Here is a 21,174-nt window from a genome sequence, read left to right as displayed (position 1 = left end):
TCGAAGTAAGCCCACCAATAAATGGTGAATGAATAGAATCGCAACTATATCACCCATATAATTTATGAGGCAACGTTATGGATACTCTACATTATATTTTTGTCGTGTCAGGCGTAGTTCAATGTGTTGGCTTTCGTTATCACACCAGTAGGCAGGCGCAAGCTTTGGGTATTTCCGGCTATGCTAAGAACTTAAATGATGGCCGAGTTGAAGTGTTAGCGGTCGGAGAGGTGCTGAAACTTGAGAAGTTACACGCTTGGCTTAATCTTGGACCACCGAGCGCAACAGTAGACAATGTCGTCATGCATCAAGTTAAAGATCATGAGCGGCGGCAGGACGTACGTGTAGGGGAGTTTAAAATACTGTAGGACACTACAGTATTTAACTTTTTACGTTGAGATCAACCTAGCGCTATTTTAGTTCTACAAGCATTTTGCTGGTTTAGGTAAACCGGCGAGCTTGGTTGCTTGTTTGGCAGGGCCTTTTTTGAATAATTTGAAAAGGTACTTACTGTTGCCTTTTTCTGGACCGTGCGCTTTTTCCATTGCTTTAACGAGCATGCGAACCGCTGGTGAGGTGTTGAACTCTTCGTAAAAGCTCCTTACAAAATGTACGACTTCTAAGTGTGCATCAGTAAGTTCAATTTCCTCATCTTGAGCAAGAATTTCAATCATACCTTCTTCCCATTGAGTGTAATCCAACAGATAACCTTGAGCGTCGGTTTCGATTTGCTTGCCGTTATATTCAAACATGTTTAATCCAGAATCCAATTAACTATGCGGATAGGGTACATGACCAAGTTTATCTTTCTCAACAGAAATTGTAGCTATCTCAAAAAATATTGCACTTATAGATACAAAAAAGCCCAAGAGATGGGCTCTTGGGCTAGATATTCTTCAGTGATAGGAACGATTAGTCGTCGCTGCCCATGATGCCTAGGATGCTTAGCAGGCTGATGAAGATGTTGTAGATCGATACGTACAAGCTGATCGTTGCAGAGATGTAGTTTGTTTCACCGCCACGAATGATGTTTTGCGTTGTAAGCAAGATAACACCAGTCGAGAATAGGATGAACATACCGCTCATTGCCAATGATAGTAGAGGCATTTGTAGGAATATGTTTGCAACCATACCTACAAGCAGTACTACGAAACCAGCTAATAGCATGCCGTTAAGGAACGACAGGTCACGCTTAGTTGTTAGTGCGTAAGCTGATGCGCCCATAAACGCCAGTGCTGTACCGCCAAGTGCAGTTAGGATGACATCACCCATGCCTGCGCCAACGTACATGTTTAAGATGGGACCGATGGTGTAGCCTAAGAAACCTGTAAATAGGAATGTGAAGACTAGACCCATGCTGTTGTCACGGTTCTTTTCTGTTAGGAATAGAAGACCGTAGAAACCAACTAGCATAATGATAAGACCAGGGCGAGGGAGGTTCATCGCCATAGATACGCCTGCTACTACAGCAGACCAAAGTAGTGTCATAGACAATAGTGCGTAGGTGTTACGCAACACTTTATTGGTTTGCAGAGCACTTTCTTGAGATGCTGTGCGTGAAAACATAGGGCTGTTCATAATCTTCCTCGTAAGGTGACTTCAATAGTTATTAGTACATTTATGGGGCTGAAAGTTCGAAAAATCAAGTCTTTCATTCCTCTTGTATACCTAAAATAATAATCAAAATAGTCGGTTAAGTGTTTCTGAAGGTGTAACAAAGTATTTCTAATGACGTATAAAGTGTCGCTAACACTCGATGTTCAAACTTTTATAGTTACTGGCTAATGATTTATAACCTTTGGAAAACGAACGATAACATCGAAAACTAAAGAGGCGACCTAAGCCGCCTCTGTAGTTTATGCATCATAACACATTAATGGTGCAAGATTTGGCTCAAGAAGTTCTGCGTCCTATCCGATTGTGGGTTTTCAAAGAAGTCGACAGGGTTGTTCTCTTCTATGATTTCACCTGCATCCATAAAGATAACGCGATCTGCGACCTCTTTAGCAAAGCCCATCTCGTGCGTTACACACAACATCGTCATGCCTTCTTCGGCCAATTCGACCATTACGTCTAATACTTCACGAACCATTTCTGGGTCGAGTGCCGATGTTGGTTCATCAAATAGCATAACCTGAGGGTTCATACACAAAGAACGAGCAATTGCCACACGTTGCTGTTGTCCACCAGACAGTTGGCCTGGGAATTTATCCGCTTGTTCAGGGATTTTTACACGCTCAAGGAATTTCATCGCGATGGCTTCGGCTTCCTCTTTCGGCATCTTTTTTACCCAAATAGGGGCTAGAGTACAGTTCTCCAATACCGTCAGATGTGGAAACAAGTTGAAGTGTTGAAAACACATGCCTACATCTCTGCGCACGGCTTCAATGTTTTTTAGGTCTTCCGTCAATTCATTACCTGAAACGAAGATATGACCCTTTTGGTGTTCTTCCAACCGGTTGATACAACGGATCATCGTTGATTTTCCTGAGCCAGAAGGGCCACAGATAACGATTTTTTCGCCTTTCTTAACCTCTAGATTGATGTTTTTAAGTACGTGGAATTCGCCGTACCATTTGTTCATGTCTTTTAACTCGATCATAAGACCTTGAGAGTTGTTTTCTGTTTGCTGCGTCATAATACGTCCTTGATCTTGTTAATTATCGTTTGTGACCGGTGTGAAGTCTGTTTTCCAGCCAAATCGAGTATCTCGACATGCCAAAACAAAACACCCAGAACACTAACGCGACAAATACATAACTTTCTGTTGAATACCCAAGCCACTCAGGGTCGGTATTCGCGGCTTGGCCAATCCCTAGTACATCAAACATACCGATAATCAAAACTAGACTGGTATCTTTGAACAAACCAATAAAGGTATTCACAATTGAAGGAATCGTGATTTTAAGAGCTTGAGGCAGAATGATAAGCCCCGTTTTTTTCCAATAGCTCAACCCTAGAGCGTCAGCGGCTTCGTATTGACCTTTTGGTATTGCTTGCAAACCACCACGGATTACTTCCGCCATATAAGCAGCACTAAACAGTACTACCCCAACAAGCGCACGTATCAGTTTATCGGTCTCCATCCCCTCTGATAAAAAGAGCGGAAGCATTACCGAGGCCATGAATAGAACCGTAATCAGTGGTACACCACGCCAGATTTCGATGTAAACGGTACACATACTGCGGATGATTGGCATCTCTGAACGACGCCCTAGCGCCAGTGCGACACCGATAGGCAGTGATACAACGATACCAACAAGTGCGATGATTAGTGTAACCAGTAGGCCGCCCCATTTATGGGTATCAACAACCTCTAGACCAAATACACCACCGTATAGTAAGCCTGCAATGATAAACGGGTAGATGTTTACGAAGAATAACCAAATCCACGTACGCTTAGGTGTTTTTTCGTAAGCTAACAAAGCAACAAAAATAGCTAATGTTGCGTAGAAAAAGCGAGGACGCCACAGTTCCGCTTCTGGGTAGAAGCCGTACATGAATTGGTCCCAACGGACGCTAATGAAAACCCAACAAGCGCCTTCGCTAGTACAGGCATCGCGTGTTGTTCCTATCCAATCAGCGCTCAAGAATGCCCAATCAGCTATTGCCCATAATAAAGTGAAAGCAAAGTAAGCAAGCACCACAGTGACGACACTGTTAATTGGTCCATTAAATAGATTTTTTCTTAACCAACCGACAGGTCCAACAGTATTCGCTGGAGGCGGAAGATCAGGTTGAAATTGATGTGTACTCATCTTATCTCTCCACCAACGCTACTTTGCGGTTGTATATGTTCATTAGAGCAGATGTTAATAGGCTTAGGGTTAAGTAGACGCCCATTGTCATCGCGATTACTTCGATAGCTTGTCCAGTTTGGTTCAATGTTGTCCCTGCAAAGACAGATACAAGATCGGGATAACCAATGGCCATCGCAAGTGATGAGTTTTTGGTCAGGTTTAAATACTGACTAGTTAGTGGTGGGATAATAATTCTTAATGCTTGCGGAATAATGACTAGCTTAAGAGTTCTTGTTCGCGGGAGCCCTAGAGACATAGCAGCCTCTGTTTGCCCATGGTTTACCGCATTAATACCTGAACGCACAATTTCGGCGATGAATGCTGCTGTGTAGATACTTAAAGCGAGCATCAATGCTGCCAATTCAGGAATGATGCTGATACCACCTTTGAAGTTAAACCCTTTCAGAACAGGGTACTCCGCAGAGATAGGCATACCCATAACAAAGTAAGTGACTAATGGTAAGCCCACAATCAGCGCCGCAGCAATTCGCAACATTGGTGTTTGTTGGCCGGTTAGTTTTTGTTTGTTATTAGCCCAGATGTTGATAACAAAAGTAGCGATGATACCGACAATCAATGATGCGATGACAATGCTACTGCCTTGTTCTAATACTGGGGCTGGGAAGTACAAACCACGTACATTCAAGAAAATAGCTTCACCCAGGCTCATACTCTGACGAGCGGAAGGCAATGCTTGTAGAACGGCGAAATACCAAAAAAATATTTGTAGAAGAAGAGGGATATTTCGGAATATCTCAATGTAGACAGCTGCAAATCGGCTAACTAGCCAGTTTGAAGATAGCCTAGCGATACCCATACTAAAGCCCAGTACTGTGGCTAACATGATGCCTAATACTGAAACTAAAGCGGTATTGAGAAGACCGATAAAGAATGTACGACCGTATGAGAATGTTTCGTCGTATTCAATCAGTGTTAAGCCGATACCAAAACCAGCTTCTTGGGAGAGAAAATCAAAACCAGTGGCGATACCACGGGAGTCTAAGTTTGTGAGTGCATTATTTACAATCGTGTAAAAGAAAGCACAAAGCGCCGCGACGGCGAGAATTTGGAAAACAATTGAGCGAAAAGTGGGGTTGTAAAAAAGGTTGGCACTTTTGGGCTGTGGTTTTTCTTGAGTTGGAGAAATAGTTTCATTAGGTTTCATACTGCTATAACCTCAAATCCATTTAATAAATAGGGCGGAAAAGTCCGCCCTAATTGATGCTTGTAAATTTATTAACGGATTGGTGGAGCGTACATAAAGCCGCCCGCATTCCATAGTGCGTTTACGCCACGAGAGATCTGTAGTGGTGAACCTGTACCCACAGTACGTTCGAAGCTCTCACCGTAGTTACCAACTTGTTTAATGACTTGGTAACCCCAATCGTCACGAATGCCAAGGCCTTTACCTTTAGGACCGTCAACACCAAGAATACGCTTGATGTTTGGATCTTTTGACTTAAGCATTTCGTCAGCATTCTTAGAAGAGATGCCGTACTCTTCTGCGTTAATCATTGCAGAAAGGGTCCATTTAGCAACGTTGAACCACTTGTCATCATCTTGACGAACAACAGGGCCTAGTGGCTCTTTAGAGATGATTTCAGGAAGTACCTGTGCAGATTTAGGATCAGCTAGATTTAGGCGAAGAGCATATAGACCAGATTGGTCAGTTGTAAGAACATCACAACGACCCGCGTCGAAACCTTTTGATGTTTGTGCTGCCGTATCAAATACCACTGGCTTGTAAGACATGCCACTGTTACGGAAGTAATCGGCTAGGTTAAGTTCAGTCGTTGTACCTGATTGAACACACACTGAAGCTCCATCTAGTTCTTGAGCGCTTGTTAGTCCAAGTTCTTTCTTAACCATGAAGCCTTGACCGTCGTAGTAGTTAACGCCTACGAAGTTCAAACCTAGAGCAGTGTCACGATGTAGCGTCCATGTTGTGTTACGAGATAGTACGTCTATTTCACCAGATTGAAGCGCGGTAAAACGCTCTTTTGCTGTTAGCGGTACATACTTAACTTTAGTCTTGTCACCGAGTACAGCCGCTGCAAGAGCTTGACAATACTCAACATCAATTCCTTCCCATTCACCTTTTGAGTTAGGGTTAGAGAACCCTGGAAGACCTGTACTTACACCACAAGTTAGAAAACCTTGAGATGTGACTTTGTCCAGAGTGCTTTCTGCCGCTGATGCTGATGTTGCCATCATCGCAGTTGATGCAGCTACTACTGAAGCAAGAAGTGTTAGTTTATTTGTCATTTGTATCCTTCCTTGTTAACCAGGTGACACCTGATACTCATACTCGTTTGAGTGTCTCTTGTGTGTTGCGTTGTCTATGACCTTGTTGCTCAAATTAAGCGAGTTGCATTTTGCAAATGAAACCGTGTGCGATTTAAACAACTGTTTATAAGGTTAGGAAAGGATCCGTAGTTTCACAAATGTATAATTTAAAAAGAATTTTGAATGAAATCACAAATCCGAACACAATTAGAATGACCAAATGTTAACTGAATGTAAATAGTGCAACGGTTCACACTGTTGGTGCAACGAGATTTAGGTTTTTATATTGATGGTGGGCTAGGTAAATATTCTGAATTAAAGTCGTATTGGTGGCGCATTAGCCTTAAGAAAGGTGGAAATTTGGTCAATAAATATTTTTATTACGCTTGGATAGTTATGAATATGCTCCAAATTTGGTAGCATGTCTGAATAGTTATTGAAGTAGTCTCAAGGAAGAACATGCGTTATTTCCCAATGTTTTTGGATGTAGAGAATAAGCCAATTCTAGTGGTTGGTGGGGGCGAGGTTGCTTGCCGAAAAGTCGACAGTTTGCTGCGAGCGGGTGCTAATGTAACTTTGGTTTCTCCTAAGGTCGCACCTTACTTAAAAGAGCTAGCCGATGAAGACAAACTTCGTTGGGTTCAAAATTTTTACTCGTCACAGCTTATCTCGAAAAACTACTTACAAGTGTGGGCAACTACAGATAACCCAAACCTAAATCATCAAGTACATAATGATGCAAAAAAAATGGGTATTCTTGTCAATGTGGTCGATGACTTACCCTATTGTGACTTCATCACACCCTCAATGATAAATCGCGGACGAATCCAAATAGCGATCTCAAGTGGGGGAGCATCACCTGTTTTGGTGAGAAATATTAGAGAAAAACTCGAAACTGTATTGCCACAGAACATAGGTTTGATAGCGGACTTCGGTGCATCAAAACGCAATTCAATTAAAGAGTCCTTTCCTACTGTTGATGAACGCCGAAAATTCTGGGAGCGCTTTTTGTCGTCCAGTTTTATTAATCAAGTGACGGATAGGGATCAACTTGAATCGTACTATCAACAGTCGTTGACTGAGCAAGTTGATAGTGAAGGGCAGGTCACTTGGATCGAATTTGAAGAAGATGTTGAGCTACTTTCTATGAAGGCTTTACGTCTGATGCAAGAGGCAGAGCTAGTACTTTCACCAATCGATTGTCCATTCGAATTTATAGACTTATGCCGTCGAGATGCAGAAAGAGAGAGCTATGTTAATAGCGGAGAGCTATCAACCAAGCTTGAGCAAGCCAGAGCTGAGAAATTACGAGTGTGTGTGTTTATTCCACCAGCAAGCGTAGAGTTTAATCTATTGGTAGGTAAAGACCTGAAACTGTCTGCTGCAAAAGTGCTCAGGTGAGTGGTAGTTGATAGATTTTAGTTGAAGCGAGCGCTTTTTAGTTGTTTGCAAATCGGCTAGAGACCCTGAATAAGACTGACCGATAAATAAAAAGCCACTTCCTAAAAGAAGTGGCTTTTTGTGATTTTAAACACGACATTGTGCTGATGAATGAGCAACCACAATAAGCAGTCGCTCAAACTCGAAAATTAGTCGCGGAAGTTGTCAAACTGGAAAGGTTGACCAAGTTCACCGCTGCGAACTAGAGCCATAACAGCTTGTAGGTCATCACGCTTTTTACCCGTTACACGAACTTTGTCGCCTTGGATAGAAGCTTGAACTTTAACTTTGTTGTCTTTGATTAGCTTAACGATCTTCTTAGCAACATCCGTTTCGATACCTTGCTTAAAGATAACCGTTTGGTGCCAAGTGCGACCTGTTTGGTCTGCTGCTTTCGCTTCCATCGCGTTAGGATCAACATTACGTTTTGTTAGGTTGCTACGAAGGATATCGCGCATTTGCTTCAGTTGAAAATCGTCTTGAGCAGTCAATTTTACTGATTCATCTTTGTAATCAAAGCTTGCTTCAACGCCGCGAAAATCGAAACGAGTCGATAGTTCACGGTTTGCGTTGTCTACCGCGTTACGCAGTTCTACTGCTTCTACTTCAGAGATAATGTCAAATGATGGCATTGTGTTGTTTCCTTAAGCTAAGTTTCTATCTTTAATTGCTGTTGCAAGCATATCTAGCATTGTTGCAGTATCTTCCCAGCTTAGGCATGGGTCAGTAATAGACTTGCCGTATTCTAGGTTGTTGATATCTGTCATTGGCTGGTTACCTTCAACAATGAAGCTTTCCGCCATGATGCCTGCAATTTGATTCTTGTTAGATTTGATTTGCTCACAAATGTCTTGTGCAACTTCTAACTGTTTACGGTGCTGTTTCTGACAGTTAGCGTGGCTAAAGTCTACAACCAAACGTTGAGGTAGATCGAATTCAGCCAGTTGCTTACATGCGTTATCTACAGATTCAGCATCGAAGTTAGGGCCTTTATCGCCACCACGTAGAATTACGTGACCGTATGGGTTACCAGAAGTACGGTAAACCGTCATGCGGCCGTTCTTATCTGGCGAGTAGAAGTAGTGTGAAGCATGCGCAGCACGAATCGCATCAATGGCAATTTTGATGTTGCCGTTAGTCGCGTTTTTGAAGCCAACTGGGCAAGACAGTGCAGAAGCCATTTCACGGTGAATCTGAGATTCAGTCGTGCGAGCACCAATTGCGCCCCAAGTGATAAGGTCTGCAATGTACTGGCCGGTGATCATATCAAGGAATTCAGTCGCGGTAGCTAGGCCAAGCTTGTTGATATCTAGCAATAGCTTACGTGCTTTATTCAAGCCTGTTTCAAGTGCGTATGAACCATCGAGATTCGGATCGGTAATTAAACCTTTCCAACCTACAACCGTACGAGGCTTCTCGAAGTAGGTTCTCATGACAACGAACAGTTCATCTTTGTATTGATCTTGAATCTGGCTTAGACGTTCAGCGTAATCAAGTGCCGCATCTGTATCGTGAACAGAGCAAGGACCAACGATAACTAATAGGCGATTATCACGACCCGTTAGGATATCTTCGATTTGGCGGCGAGAATTCTTAATGCGCTCAGCAACGTCGTCAGTAATAGGGTGTGCATTGCCTAATTCGGCAGGAGTTGGCATAGGACCCAGAGCTTGGGTTCTCAACTCATCAGTTTTTAATGGCATGTGATAGCTTTTTTATTCTATTGCGAAGTGGTTAAGATAACGGAATTGAACAGAGGAATAAACTCTCTTAAGTCAAAGTTATCTCTGTTATTGCTAATATTCTCATTTTTATCAGCAGGCCAACGTCAAATGGGGGATTTTCACTTGTATTAACAGGCAGCTATCGGTATTTTCGTTTGAACACAACATAAAAATGCTGGAGCAGCAATGACTCAAGAAAATCAAAGCACTTTGCACCCAGAACTTGTCTTAGGTGATGTGCTGCCTTCTTACAACGATAATAATAATTCCAACCATTTATACGTTTCATTATCTGAATTGGTCATGGATCGTGTCTTCTATCATCCAAGTATTGAAAGTCATTTAGAAACACTGACTGATATCGAAAAAACCTCTTTAGATGCGATCCTTGGCGATAAAACAGTCGATGAGCATTTTGTTTCGACCTTGGTTATTGCCATTCAAGCAGCCGTTCAGCCAAACCACGCCACTGTTCGTATTGCGTTAAGTAGTGCTGATAGCTATGGCTTCCGTTCGCTACTTGGTGGTAGCTGTGAAGCCGAAGAGATAAACCCGGCACTAGGTGTTCGTGGGGTTGCGCGTTATGCGACAGCCGAGTACAGCAAGGCTTTCGCTTTAGAGTGTCAGGTTATTAAAGTGCTGCGAGAGCAGGGTATTAACGTTGAAGTGGTTGTACCGTATGTACGAGCATTAAGCGATGCCGCTAAGATTATTGATTTGCTTGCAGAGCAAGGCTTACCACGCGGGCTTAATGGCTTGAAAGTTCTGTTCTCGTGCGATGTGCCGTCTGCTGTGCTACTAAGCGAAAGGTTACTTCATTACTTCGATGGTGTTGTGGTGAACGTTGATAGCTTAGCGTCTTTCACTTTAGGTGTAGACAAGCACAATGAAGCTCAGCAACACGCTTTTGATCCTCAAAACGAGGCGGTTATTACCTTGTTGAGTATGATTGTTAAAGCAACGCTGAACGCAAAGAAGCCCGTCCTGCTTGTGACTCAAGGCTTGGTGGACTACCCGCGCTTACAAGGGTTCATTGCGGATCTCGAAGGTGTAGAAACAGTCATCACTGCATAAACCAGCTTATTGTTTAGATAAATCAACTTGCTGTTTGAGTTTATCTAAGTCACTAAAGCTTAGAGAAAAAGGGAGATATCATTATGCGATGATATCTCTTTTTCGTAACATTTTTTTGACATGTACATCGCTAATCGATTAACTGGTCTGATGACTTATTTGACTAGGTAATCCGAATGCTGCCCCCTCTACAAAAAGCAAATTTCTACTTGAGCATGTTTGGCTTTTTCAAAGTACCTCTGATCTGGCTATGTCGACCAAAACTGCTCGCGCTGGATAATCAACATGTTGAAGTGAAAATTCCTCTCAAAAGGCGAACTAAGAACCACCTCAATAGTATGTATTTTGGTGTGTTAGCTGTGGGAGCTGACGTAGCAGGTGGTTTCCTTGCTATGAGTAAATCTCAGCAGCAGGGCGAAAAGATTTCTTTGGCATTTAAAGAGGTGACAGGTAATTTCTTGAAGCGTCCAGAAGGTGACGTACACTTCACTTGTAACGATGGTGAGCTGATCAACACTATGTTGGCAGAAACCATGTCTACTGGCGAGCGTGTGAATCAACCAGTGACCATCATAGCGACTTGCCCGTCTTTGCATGGCGACGAACCAATGGCGGAATTCACGCTAACACTTTCGATTAAGAAAGTCCCAGCTAGATAATAGCTCCGAAGTATAAGGTTGGGCTGAATCTGAAGATCATAGTTCGACAGAAGTCGTTGAACAAGTGGAAGAGCGGTATGTGAATTGAATACCCACATACCGTACCGCATGTCCTAGCAATGTTATGATTCTTGAGTGATTTGCTCGATATCAACGATTTTTGAACGGTTCATGACTATTTTCCAGCGGTAATAGGTAGGCTCATCATCGTGATTGTTCTCTTTGATGATCAGGTTGAGCAGGTGGCGTTTTTCTACTGATTCTCGGCTTACTTGCCCTTCATTCATGCGATATACGTTATTCGAACCCTTGTCCATTAAGCGTGTCAGTGCTCTGAGGCTGATCGATACCGTTTCACGAGTCTCTTCGTAACCACTCATGAATGTCGATGTCGACATCTCTGTATGCGAACGATAGTGCAAAATTTGCTCTTCACGTTGAACAACACGTTTCTTGCGTATTGATTGAATACGGTCTGCTAACTTAGAAAAATTCGCGTAGTCCAACCATTCAAGCTTATGGCCGACAGATTTATTGGTTGTTGGATCAAAGTAGCGACGCTTCCACTTGGGTTTGCCTTTACGCAGCCAGCGCCACAGTATGTCTCTTAAATCATCTTTGAAGATTTCACGCAAAGCGTAAATGAATGACATCGATACGATGAAAGATGCAGTAATCTCTCCTAGAAAGTCGCGAGCTAATATAACGGTTGTGGTAACTACCACCATGACCAAGCCTGTGGCGATGCCTTTAACGGCTCTCTTCACGTTCTTACCCATTGATGTCGTCTTTTCTTTGAGGACGATAGGGTGTTCGATCAAACGTCGCAACAGTCGCATCTTGTTGCTCAAACGTGTTACGTCTTCTCGTACCTTCGCTGAGTTATAGCGATTAAGTTTTCGATGGGCGGTCTCTTTTTCACAAAGCGTCAAGAGTCGCTCTTTTATCGTCGAGTATTCACTGCCACGTGGCATATGTGATACCAAAGATAAGAACTTTTGCTCCGTGTACCAAGAAAGGTAATTATCAATATTGGCATAATAGCGCTTTAGGTTTTCTTCATAAGGAATACTGCGACGAAGCTTCTTGAGGATATCCAAAGCCAGTTCGATGACTTCATCGACGTCATCAGCCGTTACGTCGTCACTATCTGTCTTGTTCAAGCTGCTCACGGCTTTATCTAAAGCAATCACGTATTGATAGGCGAACAAACTCAAACTCACACGATACTGTGTCGTCGATAAGCGTCCGCGTTTTGCCAAGCGGCTGTGTACCAATGGTAATAGTGTCTTATCACTGTAGTAAGCGCGCTTTTGAGTAATTGAACTGTAGAAGAAGGCACTTTCAGAAAGTACTTCCGGAGTCAGTCCGAGTTCACCGGGAATGAATAGATAAACGTCCATATCGAGCTTTTTGGTCTTCGCCATCGCATGGTTAATTTTAAGTGTTATCGCATCTTGTTTATCAACGGTGATCAACGATGTCTCCTAGAATATAAAAATATGAATGAAACTAGCGAAAGCATATCAGAGATCACGTATAATCACCGCCAAATTTAAAGTAGAGACAATCTTGATGATTAATATTGGTCAAATAAACAACCTAGAAGTAGTAAAACAAGCAGACTTCGGTGTATTCCTTGACGCTAGCGACTATGGAACGGTGTTGCTGCCGAAACGATTTACTCCTGAAGGTGTTGAAATTGGTCAAAAGCTAGATGTTTTCTTATACATTGATTCTGACAACCAGATCGCTGCCACAACTGAAAAACCAATCGCTCAAGTAGGGCAGTTTGGCTTGATGACGGTTGAAGGTGTTAACAGCACTGGTGCATTCATGAGCTGGGGCGTGAAAGGTAAGGATCTTCTTGTTCCTTTCAGCGAGCAGCGCGGCCGTTTAAACGAAGGCCAGTCAATCTTAGTATATGTGTATATCGATAAAGCATCGAGCCGTATCGTTGGTACAACGAAGTTCAACAAATGGTTAGACAACACGCCTGCGACTTATAAGCAAAATGAGCAAGTCGATCTCATTATCGCTGAGCGCAGCCAACTTGGTTACAAAGCGATCGTGAACGGTGAACACTGGGGTATGATTTTCCCATCAGACATCATCGGTAAGCTGTTTATTGGTAAGACACTAAAAGGCTACATTAAAAACGTTCGTGAAGAAGACGGTAAGATCGATTTGTCTCTTCAGAAAATTGGTGTCGCTAAGATGGATGACCTAAGCACTAAGGTTCTGGATCTTCTTGAGAAGAAGGGCGGTTACCTGCCTTTGAATGATAAGTCTTCTCCTGAAGCTATTTTCTCTGCATTCAGAACAAGTAAAGGTACGTTCAAGAAGACAATTGGTGGTTTGTACAAATCTGGCAAGATCACTATCGACATAGAAGGTATCAGCTTAGTTAAATAAGCGATCCTTTCGGTCAAAAAAAAGCCCAAACCTTCCTGTTTGGGCTTAGGGGAAAGGGCTCCGAAGAGCCTACGCTAATCGTTTCAATCTTTTGACTATTAGGTTGAAGTCTAGTTTAGATTCCCTAAAGTGCGATTTTTCTTATTTGAAATAGTGACTTGAATTGATGTTTGTATAATTAGTCGTTGATTTACAAGCGCTCGCACACTGAGTTACATGACCGGTAGAATACAAAAAGCCCAAACAATTAACATTGTTTGGGCTTTTTGTTTGTGCGATTCTTTAAGCCGTTAAGCCGTTAAGCCGTTAAGCCGTTAAGCCGTTAAGCCGGAAAGCTATTTAGAATAGGTTCTTATCGCGCACGAGTTCGCGTGGTAAACCGTTCTTCACTCGGTTGCCAACCCACTTACCAAGGCCGATGATCGCACCATTGTACTTCACTAGTACTTCACCTTTGCCTGACAAGCCTTCAGGGCGAACATCGCGTCCCATGAACCATTCACGAGCATCTTCAATGCTAAGGTCTACAATGTTGGCTTCATTGCCTGTTGCGAGCGTTGTCGCGACTTGGTGCTGCCAGCGGTAACCTTTTTTATGGGTTTCAGCGATCTTGATGCCCATGCGAGAGAAACGGAACTCACCGATCATAGGTTCTAGCGCTTCCGGGAATAGCCAAACGTCTTTGTCACGAATCCAAACTTGAGTTTCACTTGGTAGTTCGATATCGAGTGCGCCCATCAGTTGTTCAGTGACTTCTTGTTGAGCTTTCTTTGACGCTTTTTCAAATGGGAATTTGCCCAGACGTTTTTTCACGTCTGGTGGTGTCACAGACGCTAGTTTACGGATGCGTGCAACGAAGAAACCTTCTGAATCATACACTTGTGGGAAAATGTGTAGAAAGCCTTCTTCTGTCGTGGTTGCTTTAGCATTGTCGAATAAGTTTTCCAAAGACTCGAACTCAACCGCATCACCAAAGGCCTCTTTTAGGTGATGACACACTTGTTGGTTTTCTTCCGTGCTTAACGTACAGGTTGAGTAAACCAGCACGCCGTTAGGTTTGAGAGCATGAAAAGCACTTTCGATCAGATCTTTTTGAGTGTCAGCAATATCGACTACAGATTGATACGTCCAGTTCTTCATCGCATCAGCGTCTTTGCGAATCGTACCTTCACCAGAGCAGGGCGCGTCTAGCAGCACAGCATCAAACTGTTCTGGTAACCACCCACCGAAAACTCGACCATCAAAGTTACTGAGTGCGGCATTACGAACGCCACAACGTTCGATGTTGGCATGAAGAACTTTCACGCGGCTTGCTGCGTATTCATTGGCAACCAATACGCCGTGATTATTCATTAGCGCCGCGATTTGCGTTGTTTTAGAACCGGGTGCAGCCGCAGTGTCTAATACGGCTTGGTAGTTAGCCTCACCTTGGAAAAGTGCAGACGGTGGCATCATAGAACTGGCTTCTTGGATATAGAAAAGGCCAGACATGTGTTCTGCCGTATTACCTAGTGGCGCTTCACTTTCGTCCGCTGTAATCCAAAACCCCGTTTCGCACCAAGGTACAGGTTCCAGTTCCCAGCCTTTCTCTTTTGCTCGCAGTAAGAAGTCCTCAACACTGATTTTCAATGTGTTGACTCGAATACTTTTACGAAGTGGTTTTTGGCATGAAGCGACAAAAGAAGCCATATCTAGATGACTAGGCATGATTGATTCGATGTGCGTTAGGAATTCTTCAGGAATATATACGTTAGCGTGCAAAAGAGTGTCTCGATTTATTGCATTAATGAGGGGGAGTTTAAAGCAAAATGAGGCCGTCCTAAACCATATTTATAGCAAACAACAAAAATGCAGTCGAATGGCTGCATTTTGATGATGAATTATTCTTCGTTAAGCGGTATTAATTTGCATGGAGCTTCTGGGGATTCACTCTATGGGCGAGGAATTGCAGTTCTCCATGATTTCCACTCATCTTCGGCTTTAGGATAGAGATAGAAAGACTGATCTTCGTTTGCCATTGGCTGAAGTTCATTGGTCGGTGGCGTTGAGAATGTAATACCACCTCTTAACAAGCTGTCTACCGTTCCAGCTTTGATGTTTGCGCCAGAGAGACCGATAGAGACATCGACACCAGATACGTTCCAAAACACGGTGTTTGCGCGGATCAGATACGCGTAGTCAGGTTCGATTTGAATCGTAGAGATGATTCGGTCAGCAAACTCGCCTAGTTGAAGATCGATTACACTACCGATTTCTAGTTCTCGGAATAGGATAGGTGTGCCTTCTGATACCGAGCCTCGCGTTTCGCTTTGTAGCTGGAATATCTTGCCTTCAGGCTGCACCGGCCCCTTGCTAAGCTTAAATTTCGTATTTCTTTCACCATTGCCCGGGTCTACGTTGATGTGCTTAGAAAGCAGTGCAGAGACGTTTTTGATGCCATTGAGGCCGATTTCAGGTTCTGCTAACCAGAAGTGACTCTTCGCAACGGCAATCTTGTCTACGTACTCAGGTAAAATACGCGCAGTAATTTCAATACCGCCTTTATTGAAGTTAGGAATCACCAAGGTAACCTCACCGACGGTGACGCCTTGATATTTGATCGCCATGCCTTTGCTGACTTCTTGATCGCCTGAAGAGGTAATCGTAATCGCACGACCAAATTTTCGCGCGGATTTCGAATCTTTATAAAGTTTCCACACATCACCGAGTTTGTTGTCTATTCCCGGAAGAGAGTCAAAAGCAATACCGCCTTGAATAAGCGTTTTAACGGGGGCAGCTTTAATACTGATACCCGATAGCGACGCATCAATCTCAACGCCTGAGCGGTTCCAGAAAACAGTATGTTCATTGAGTAAGTGTGTGTAACGATTTTCGATCGTGACTTTGATTCTCACGCCACCATCGACAAGCTGAAAATCAGAAATGCTACCCACTTGTAGGTTGCGGTAGAGTAGTGGGCTTCCTTTAGAAATTGAAGGTAGCTCGCTCGCAAACAACGAAAGCGTCTTTGAACCAGACTGATTAAACTTGGCGATTTCTGCTAACGATTTGCTTTGGAAAAGCTGATAGTCAGTTCGTGCTTTTGACTGACCTTCGCTAACAAAGCTAATTGAGCCAGTAAGAAGTTGTTTTGCCGGTGGAACCGTCACACTTAAACCAGATTCGGTTAGCTCTGCAGTCGCACTGCCTGTCACAAAGAAACGGTTATGGCTTTTGATTAGGTGAGCATATTCGTTATCGACAAGCGCATCCATAAACACTTCGTGCTTATCAGAGCCAGTACCCACACCATCGACTAAACCTACTTGGATGATAGATCCAACAGCAATGCCTTTGTAGAGTAGCTGTGTACCGACATCTAACCCGAATGAATTGTTCGACGTTAAGCGAATCGCAACGGATTTTTCTTGTTCCTGACTGAACTCATTTTTGCGAATCGCAGTAAATCGACGCGCTTTTTCACCTTCGCCTGGAACCAAGGTTAGAAAGTTGCCCGTGACTAAGTTGGCAATGTTTTTCATGCCAGTAAGTGATAGTTCAGCTTCCTCTAAAACGAATTGACTGCCGCTATTTAAAAAGTCACTGAATGCCGGTTGGATTGCAGCCGATGCCACGACGTTTTCACGCCCTTCGCTTAAAGATAGGTCAGTGATTTGACCGATTTCGATGCCGCGATACATGATCGGAGCGCCCGTTGCACTGATCTTGTTGTCGTCGGGTACGGCTATCTTGATCGAGATACCACGACCGGCTGTTTTCAAATCTGGGTAAAGTTTGAATTTGGTGTTCATCTCTACGGGTTGACCCTCTCCAGGAGAGTCGACAGCAATTGAACCGCCAAGCAGAGCACTGAGGCTTTCTAAGCGTACGTCGACACCAGAAAATCCGATACTGGCACCTAAGCCACTGACATTCCAAAAACGGCTTTGGTCGGTAATGATGTGGCTGTATTCATCTTTAATCGCCGCTTGAATCGTCACGGATTTTGCATTGTCGTTTAGCTGGTAGTTGTAAACCTCACCAATTGGAATTTTACGATAAACGATTTGAGAGCCAACAGACACCCCCCCCAGGTCTTTGGTCGTCAATGAAATATTCAGGCCTTCCGAAGCCAATAAGTCAGAAGGGGATGATTCTAAGGCCTGGAAAACGGTTTCTGGTTCTTGCTTGGTTTCGCTAGGATGGATAGCAATATAGTTACCTGAAACAAGCGCATCTAACCCTGAGATACCAGATAAACTTGCTGTTGGTTTTACGAGCCAGAAACGCGTGCCTTTTGAGAGTAGCTTTTTCGCTTCTGGGTAGATGTCAGCATCGACATAGATGCTCGATAAATCTTTGGACAAGGTAATGTCGCGCACCATACCTACCTCTAAGCCTTGGTAGCGAATTGTCGTTCGACCTGCGACTAAACCTGCGGCATCTGAGAAATATATCTGCACACGTTGTCCTGCATCGTGTATCGATTTCATGACCAACCAACCCGCTAATGCGACGGTTAGTATCGGCAGGATCCACAAAGGGGAAATACCTTTGTTTTTCCTGACTTCTGGTGAATATGACGTTTGTGATTGGTTATCGTTGTTCATTCACTGACTCATCTTTAGAGGTGTAGTTATCCCAAATTAGCCTAGGATCTAAGCTTTCCGCCGCCAGCATCGTGAGAACAACCACGACGCCAAAAGCGACTGCACCATAACCTGGTGTAAAGTTTAAAATTTGTCCACGGTCGACCAAGGTCATCATGATCGAAATAACGAACAGATCCATTACCGACCACTTTCCCACCCATTTCACAATGAAATAGATGGTCATACGTTGTCTATGGTAAACCGCACGCTTCATTTTGATACAAATTAAGATATACGTTAGACCAAGTATTTTCGCGACAGGCACGACGATACTGGCAATAAAAATGATTGCTGCGATGCCATACATGTCGCTATTAATTAGCGAAGCGACACCGGAGATGATGGTGTCTTCTAGTCTTTGCCCGTTTGTTATCACGATAGAAATTGGAATGACGTTGGCCGGCACGATAGCCACTGAGGCGGCAAAAAGTAGAGCCCATGTCTTTTGTACAGAGTAGGGTTTGCGATGATATAAGTCATGGTGACAACGCACGCAAGTGTGCCCGTCAGGCTGAGACAGGTGACAGTTGTGACAGTGTACGTTCTTACTTTCAGCAAAAGAGTAGTCAGACTCTTTAGCCCAAGCTTCCCAGTAGCGACGCACACTGATTCGGCTTACCAGTAACACACTGAAAAGCTGCAGTAGAATCAGACCAACTAAACCAAGGCCGACGAAAATATCTGAGTAATCTTGTAATTTGAAGCATGAGATTGCCACGCTCACCAGAAATACATCCAACATCATCCAGTGCTTAAGTGTTTGAATGATAGCTAATGCATAACGAAATGGTGTGAAAATCTTAAAGCGCAATGATAAATGGGTGATGAGTACCGAGGTACAAACAAGTAACGGGGCGATCGAACTGCAGAATAAGATCAACAAACCAAGTAGAGGGAAGCCTTCACCCATTAAAGTAAATACGCCAGATGGTAACGTCGCAGGTATCATGACACCAATCAGGCGAATACTGATGAATTCAAAAAAGTGTGAGGGGATAAACAGCAATAAGCAGGTAATAGCGATTGCAAGGTTTCCAGACAGGCTAGGGGTGCCGCCTCTATAAAGCTGAGTACCGCATCTTGGGCAGTAAGCGGATTTCCCCAAAGGGATTTCCATTTTATCAACGGGAAGTTCGCAGCCCTGACAAAGACGTACAGAGCTACTATCGCACTGGTGCTGAGTCGATAACTGCTGCTTAGTTGATAAAGAGTTGGTTACGGATGGGGAGGTCACGCGACCTCCCAAGTTGAAACACTAATCAGACTTTTAACCTGATTTAAATGCCTAGAACAACACTGATTTAAATCTATAGAACAATAAACATCAGGCGTGCGATTGCACACTGCCATAGAGTGTCTGATATAATCCTTGTTGTTCAACCAATTCACCATGTGTTCCTGTCTGTGTAACTTGCCCATCTTCTAAAACATAGATTAGATCGGCCTGTTTCACCGCTGATAATCGATGAGCCACTATCAAAGTTGTGCGATCTTTCAAAAACTCGCTCAGCGCTTTATGCAGTGCTGACTCTGTTGCTGTATCGAGTGCTGATGTCGCTTCATCTAGAATAACAAACTTAGGATTGCTCAGCACCATTCGGGCTATCGCTAAGCGTTGTCGTTGCCCGCCAGACAGTCGAACGCCATTCCTACCAATTTGTGTATCTAAGCCATTACTCAGTTGCTTGATGACATCTTGCATTTGAGAGACTTCAAGTGCACGCCACAACGACATTTCATCGTATTCAGCACCAAGCGTCAGATTATGCCTTAATGTATCGTTAAAAAGTATAGGTTGTTGTAAAACAACGGAAATTTGACTGCGTATTACATCGAAGCTGATGTCGTCGGTGGTTTCGCCGTTATAACGAATGCATCCAGAATCCGCTTGATAAACACCAATCAGTAACTGGATTAACGTAGATTTACCACCACCACTCGCACCCACCAAAGCGACTTTCTTACCTGCTGGAATGTGCAGCGACAGCCTATTTAAAACAGTGTTTTCTAATGTGTAAGAGAATGTAACGTCTTCAATGTCGACTGTCACTTCTTGATCTTCATTAAATGGGTTCACTTTACTGATAGGGCGCTTCTCTTCTTCTAACTGAAGAAGGTCGTTGATGCGCTGAAGTGCTGCTTTTGCGCTATACCAAGAGAATTGAATCCCTAACAACTCTTGTACCGGGCCTAACATGAACCACAAGTAACCAAATACCGCGAAAATCTGACCAATCGTTAAGTCACTGAATAACACCATTAGCATCGCGACGGCACGGAAAAGCTCGAAACCTAATAAGAACAGCAGAAACGAAACACGGCCAGCAGCTTCTGATTGCCAAGCGTATTTGTCTGCATCGACTCTCACTTGGTTTGCTTGAACCTTAAGTTCATCGAGAAAGATACGTTCCTTATTTGCCGCACGCAGTTGGTAAATACCGTCTAAGGTTTCCACTAAACGGTTTTGAAAGCGCTCGAAAGATTGGTTCTCATACTTCTTAAGGTGTTTGACTCTGCTACCTAGTTTACGGGAGAAATAAATTACAACAGGATTGACCAGTAAAATGAACAGTCCTAAGCGCCACTCTAACCATAGCAACACGATAGCGGTACCGAACACGGTCAGGAAGCTGATGATAAATTTAGAAAGGGTCGAGCCAATGAACTTATCTATCGTTTCTATGTCTGTTATCAGGTGAGCATTAATACCGCCGCTGCCTTTGGTCTCGTATTGTCTAATACTAATGCGGCCAAGCTTATCTATCATTTTGCTGCGCATTTGATAGGTAATTGTTTTTGAGACAAGCGTGAATTGACGCCCTTGTAGAATGTTCAACGCTTGGCTAACAGTCCGCATGATTATGACTAACAGCAAAGTCAGTGCAATATAGCCAGTTGGTGTCTGCAACGATGTTGGAAGTAGATGGTTCATCATCTCTAAGCCAGAAGCCGGCTTATCAAGTAATACTTCATCAACCATTAATGGCATGAGTAACGGGATAGGGACACTAATGAGAGTTGCAAATATGGCAATAATGTTAGCAAACAGTAATTTGGACTTGTGTTTTTTTACTTGAGTTATTAACCAAGAACGGCTAATAGTGTCTTCTGAATTGGTCATTGTAATGAGAACAAGTCCTATTTA

18 protein-coding genes are annotated in these 21,174 nt (G+C 43.4%); 5 read left to right on the top strand and 13 right to left on the bottom strand.

The features are described from left to right. Positions 1 to 77 precede the first annotated feature (77 nt). The gene (gene yccX, locus AB4589_RS13255) at positions 78 to 368 is read left to right on the top strand and encodes an acylphosphatase (RefSeq protein ID WP_372100752.1); all 291 of its coding nucleotides are present in this window, start codon (positions 78 to 80) and stop codon (positions 366 to 368) included. Positions 369 to 422: 54 nt separating this feature from the next. Here the strand turns inward: yccX and AB4589_RS13250 are convergent, their stop codons facing one another. From AB4589_RS13250 to AB4589_RS13225, 6 genes are all read right to left on the bottom strand, one after another. Next, positions 423 to 752 (bottom strand): TusE/DsrC/DsvC family sulfur relay protein, encoded by a 330-nt coding sequence (locus AB4589_RS13250; RefSeq protein ID WP_029225525.1) that lies wholly within the window; start codon positions 750 to 752, stop codon positions 423 to 425. Positions 753 to 912: 160 nt separating this feature from the next. Beyond that, positions 913 to 1,578, bottom strand: coding sequence for a Bax inhibitor-1/YccA family protein (locus AB4589_RS13245; RefSeq protein WP_017057206.1), 666 nt, complete (start codon positions 1,576 to 1,578; stop codon positions 913 to 915). Between the two features lie 295 nt (positions 1,579 to 1,873). Then, positions 1,874 to 2,638, bottom strand: a complete 765-nt coding sequence (locus tag AB4589_RS13240) for an amino acid ABC transporter ATP-binding protein (RefSeq protein ID WP_009846639.1) — start codon at positions 2,636 to 2,638, stop codon at positions 1,874 to 1,876. 22 nt (positions 2,639 to 2,660) lie between these two features. Further along, entirely contained in the window at positions 2,661 to 3,758 is a 1,098-nt protein-coding gene (locus tag AB4589_RS13235) for an amino acid ABC transporter permease (protein WP_009846640.1), read from the bottom strand. Between the two features lies 1 nt (position 3,759). Then, positions 3,760 to 4,965: an amino acid ABC transporter permease gene (locus AB4589_RS13230; protein WP_009846641.1), complete on the bottom strand. Its 1,206-nt coding sequence runs from the start codon at positions 4,963 to 4,965 to the stop codon at positions 3,760 to 3,762. Between the two features lie 71 nt (positions 4,966 to 5,036). After that, complete coding sequence (locus AB4589_RS13225; protein WP_004733634.1) at positions 5,037 to 6,065, bottom strand: amino acid ABC transporter substrate-binding protein; 1,029 nt, start codon at positions 6,063 to 6,065, stop codon at positions 5,037 to 5,039. A 480-nt stretch (positions 6,066 to 6,545) separates the two neighbouring features. On the opposite strand from AB4589_RS13225, the gene AB4589_RS13220 reads away from it, so the two are divergent. Next, positions 6,546 to 7,487, top strand: coding sequence for a bifunctional precorrin-2 dehydrogenase/sirohydrochlorin ferrochelatase (locus AB4589_RS13220; protein WP_009846642.1), 942 nt, complete (start codon positions 6,546 to 6,548; stop codon positions 7,485 to 7,487). A gap of 188 nt (positions 7,488 to 7,675) precedes the next feature. Here AB4589_RS13220 and AB4589_RS13215 read toward each other — a convergent pair whose 3' ends face one another. Continuing rightward, positions 7,676 to 8,158, bottom strand: a complete 483-nt coding sequence (locus AB4589_RS13215; protein ID WP_004733632.1) for a YajQ family cyclic di-GMP-binding protein — start codon at positions 8,156 to 8,158, stop codon at positions 7,676 to 7,678. 12 nt (positions 8,159 to 8,170) lie between these two features. Beyond that, complete coding sequence (locus AB4589_RS13210) at positions 8,171 to 9,229, bottom strand: 3-deoxy-7-phosphoheptulonate synthase (RefSeq protein ID WP_009846643.1); 1,059 nt, start codon at positions 9,227 to 9,229, stop codon at positions 8,171 to 8,173. A 207-nt stretch (positions 9,230 to 9,436) separates the two neighbouring features. Here AB4589_RS13210 and AB4589_RS13205 point away from each other — a divergent pair, with 207 nt between their 5' ends. Both AB4589_RS13205 and AB4589_RS13200 read left to right on the top strand, forming a co-directional pair. After that, positions 9,437 to 10,324 (top strand): putative PEP-binding protein, encoded by an 888-nt coding sequence (locus tag AB4589_RS13205; RefSeq protein WP_017103473.1) that lies wholly within the window; start codon positions 9,437 to 9,439, stop codon positions 10,322 to 10,324. Between the two features lie 176 nt (positions 10,325 to 10,500). Beyond that, positions 10,501 to 10,983 carry a PaaI family thioesterase gene (locus AB4589_RS13200; RefSeq protein WP_372100750.1) on the top strand — a complete coding sequence of 161 codons (483 nt, stop codon included), beginning with the start codon at positions 10,501 to 10,503 and terminating at the stop codon, positions 10,981 to 10,983. Between the two features lie 122 nt (positions 10,984 to 11,105). Here the strand turns inward: AB4589_RS13200 and AB4589_RS13195 are convergent, their stop codons facing one another. Further along, positions 11,106 to 12,461 carry a hypothetical protein gene (locus tag AB4589_RS13195; protein WP_012603874.1) on the bottom strand — a complete coding sequence of 452 codons (1,356 nt, stop codon included), beginning with the start codon at positions 12,459 to 12,461 and terminating at the stop codon, positions 11,106 to 11,108. Between the two features lie 28 nt (positions 12,462 to 12,489). On the opposite strand from AB4589_RS13195, the gene AB4589_RS13190 reads away from it, so the two are divergent. After that, complete coding sequence (locus AB4589_RS13190) at positions 12,490 to 13,398, top strand: S1 RNA-binding domain-containing protein (protein ID WP_372100748.1); 909 nt, start codon at positions 12,490 to 12,492, stop codon at positions 13,396 to 13,398. A 339-nt stretch (positions 13,399 to 13,737) separates the two neighbouring features. Here AB4589_RS13190 and rsmF read toward each other — a convergent pair whose 3' ends face one another. The 4 genes from rsmF to AB4589_RS13170 form a co-directional block, all read right to left on the bottom strand. Continuing rightward, positions 13,738 to 15,159 carry a 16S rRNA (cytosine(1407)-C(5))-methyltransferase RsmF gene (gene rsmF, locus AB4589_RS13185; RefSeq protein WP_372100746.1) on the bottom strand — a complete coding sequence of 474 codons (1,422 nt, stop codon included), beginning with the start codon at positions 15,157 to 15,159 and terminating at the stop codon, positions 13,738 to 13,740. A gap of 170 nt (positions 15,160 to 15,329) precedes the next feature. Next, positions 15,330 to 17,987, bottom strand: coding sequence for an MlaD family protein (locus AB4589_RS13180; RefSeq protein ID WP_372100744.1), 2,658 nt, complete (start codon positions 17,985 to 17,987; stop codon positions 15,330 to 15,332). Further along, a complete protein-coding gene (locus tag AB4589_RS13175; RefSeq protein WP_372100742.1) occupies positions 17,974 to 19,275 on the bottom strand; it encodes a PqiA/YebS family transporter subunit in 1,302 nt (433 codons plus the stop codon). Before AB4589_RS13175 ends, AB4589_RS13180 begins: the two co-directional genes overlap by 14 nt. Positions 19,276 to 19,353: 78 nt before the next feature. Next, positions 19,354 to 21,150, bottom strand: coding sequence for an ABC transporter ATP-binding protein (locus tag AB4589_RS13170; RefSeq protein ID WP_372100740.1), 1,797 nt, complete (start codon positions 21,148 to 21,150; stop codon positions 19,354 to 19,356). Positions 21,151 to 21,174 lie beyond the last annotated feature (24 nt).

Origin of the sequence: Vibrio sp. 10N.222.49.A3 (assembly GCF_041475145.1) — a bacterium.
In the GTDB taxonomy this organism is placed as follows: domain Bacteria; phylum Pseudomonadota; class Gammaproteobacteria; order Enterobacterales; family Vibrionaceae; genus Vibrio; species Vibrio tasmaniensis_A.
This window is presented reverse-complemented; position numbering and strand designations above follow the sequence as displayed.

Coding starts and splice junctions, on each gene's coding strand:
- yccX (WP_372100752.1), top strand. CDS start 78: ATGGATACTCTACATTATATTTTTGTCGTGTCAGGCGTAGTTCAATGT.
- AB4589_RS13250 (WP_029225525.1), bottom strand. CDS start 752: ATGTTTGAATATAACGGCAAGCAAATCGAAACCGACGCTCAAGGTTAT.
- AB4589_RS13245 (WP_017057206.1), bottom strand. CDS start 1,578: ATGAACAGCCCTATGTTTTCACGCACAGCATCTCAAGAAAGTGCTCTG.
- AB4589_RS13240 (WP_009846639.1), bottom strand. CDS start 2,638: ATGACGCAGCAAACAGAAAACAACTCTCAAGGTCTTATGATCGAGTTA.
- AB4589_RS13235 (WP_009846640.1), bottom strand. CDS start 3,758: ATGAGTACACATCAATTTCAACCTGATCTTCCGCCTCCAGCGAATACT.
- AB4589_RS13230 (WP_009846641.1), bottom strand. CDS start 4,965: ATGAAACCTAATGAAACTATTTCTCCAACTCAAGAAAAACCACAGCCC.
- AB4589_RS13225 (WP_004733634.1), bottom strand. CDS start 6,065: ATGACAAATAAACTAACACTTCTTGCTTCAGTAGTAGCTGCATCAACT.
- AB4589_RS13220 (WP_009846642.1), top strand. CDS start 6,546: ATGCGTTATTTCCCAATGTTTTTGGATGTAGAGAATAAGCCAATTCTA.
- AB4589_RS13215 (WP_004733632.1), bottom strand. CDS start 8,158: ATGCCATCATTTGACATTATCTCTGAAGTAGAAGCAGTAGAACTGCGT.
- AB4589_RS13210 (WP_009846643.1), bottom strand. CDS start 9,229: ATGCCATTAAAAACTGATGAGTTGAGAACCCAAGCTCTGGGTCCTATG.
- AB4589_RS13205 (WP_017103473.1), top strand. CDS start 9,437: ATGACTCAAGAAAATCAAAGCACTTTGCACCCAGAACTTGTCTTAGGT.
- AB4589_RS13200 (WP_372100750.1), top strand. CDS start 10,501: ATGCTGCCCCCTCTACAAAAAGCAAATTTCTACTTGAGCATGTTTGGC.
- AB4589_RS13190 (WP_372100748.1), top strand. CDS start 12,490: ATGAAACTAGCGAAAGCATATCAGAGATCACGTATAATCACCGCCAAA.
- AB4589_RS13180 (WP_372100744.1), bottom strand. CDS start 17,987: ATGAACAACGATAACCAATCACAAACGTCATATTCACCAGAAGTCAGG.
- AB4589_RS13170 (WP_372100740.1), bottom strand. CDS start 21,150: ATGACCAATTCAGAAGACACTATTAGCCGTTCTTGGTTAATAACTCAA.